Genomic DNA, 1,438 nt, shown 5'->3' with positions numbered 1-1,438 from the left:
CTGATAAAGGGTATATCAGCCCGAGTCTGACATCGTACTACGACGCTCAAGGAGTAGATTTACAAACGCCACTCAGAGCTAATATGAAAGAAGATAGACCCAAACCTGTGGTAAGACGGCTAATGAAAGCCCGCCGTATCGTTGAAACAGTCATTGGTCAGTTATCAGAACGATTTAATATACAAAAGGTACGAGCAAGAGATTTATGGCATTTGTCTCATCGATTGATTCGTAAGATTCTGTCGCATAATCTGTGCTTTGTACTCAATAAAAAACTTGGTAACCCGCCTCTTCAGTTTGATTTGCTTATTTCAAGTTGAGAGTGGGGTATGAAAAGACAATATTTAGTCGCAACGATCCTATTACTTAGTACTACTCTTGCGCAAGCAGCAGAACAATCAGGTTTGGCAGCATTCGGTGCTGGCCTCGATGGCTTTATGGCCAATATTTTTGGCTGGTTCGTCGATCTTATTTTCTTTTCAGTACCTCTTGGAGATGTCAGCTTTCCACTCATCGTAGGTTGGTTATTAGTTGCAGCACTCATATTTACCTTCTACTTTGGATTTATCCAGTTTCGTCTTATAGGTCTATCTCTAGACATTGTCAGAGGTAAATATACTGATCCAAACCCTGCTACTAAAGAAGAGGGTGAAGTTAGTCATTTCCAAGCTTTAGCGACTGCTCTATCGGGTACCGTTGGTCTTGGTAATATTGCAGGTGTGGGTGCGGCACTCGCCATTGATGGACCTGGAGCTACCTTTTGGATGATTATGGTTGGCCTGTTCGGTATGGCGTCCAAGTTTGTAGAGTGTACGTTAGGTGTCAAATATCGTACGATATTGCCCTCTGGTGCCGTGTCGGGTGGTCCTATGTACTACTTGAGCCGTGGTATGGCTGAACGTGGTATGGGCGGATTCGGTAAGGTGTTAGCCGTTGGTTTTGCACTCATGACTATATTGGCGACTTTTGGTGCTGGTAACATGTTTCAGGGTAACCAAGCCTTTGCAGTCATGAGCTCTACTTTTAGTATTCCAACGGATTACAGTATATTCTTTGGTGTTGGCTTAGCATTTTTAGTCGGTATGGTTATCATTGGTGGTATGCCTCGTATCGCAACCGTTACTGAAAAAGTCGTACCCTTTATGGCGTTATTGTATATCACCATGAGTGTCATCGTACTGGTTGCAAACTTTAATCATATCGGTGCGGCATTTGGTGAAATTTTTACAGGTGCCTTCACAGGTGCTGGCGTGGCTGGTGGTTTTATTGGCGCATTAATCCAAGGTTTGAAACGTGCAACTTTCTCTAACGAGGCGGGTGTTGGTTCAGCCGCTATCAAAAAAGCGAAAGAGGACTCCACCCGACATTAGGGTGGAGGTGAATTTCGCATCACTAGCTAACCTCGCTGGTTCTGAATATATTGTTTAATAATATCTAA

The 1,438-nt window shown here is 43.5% G+C and carries 2 protein-coding genes; both read left to right on the top strand.

The genetic code is table 11. The features are described from left to right. On the top strand, positions 1–320 hold a 320-nt coding region (locus tag EI164_RS16120), incomplete at its 5' end, for a transposase (protein ID WP_318779513.1). 9 nt (positions 321–329) lie between these two features. Beyond that, positions 330–1,370, top strand: coding sequence for an alanine/glycine:cation symporter family protein (locus tag EI164_RS16115; RefSeq protein WP_225739364.1), 1,041 nt, complete (start codon positions 330–332; stop codon positions 1,368–1,370). The last annotated feature ends 68 nt before the right edge of the window (positions 1,371–1,438 follow it).

Origin of the sequence: Psychrobacter sp. FME13 (assembly GCF_014861395.1) — a bacterium.
GTDB lineage: Bacteria > Pseudomonadota > Gammaproteobacteria > Pseudomonadales > Moraxellaceae > Psychrobacter.
Note: the sequence above shows the minus strand (reverse complement) of the source record. Positions and strands in the feature narration are given on the sequence as shown.

Excerpts from the sequence above, each read along its gene's own strand:
- EI164_RS16115 (WP_225739364.1), top strand. The coding sequence starts at position 330 with ATGAAAAGACAATATTTAGTCGCAACGATCCTATTACTTAGTACTACT.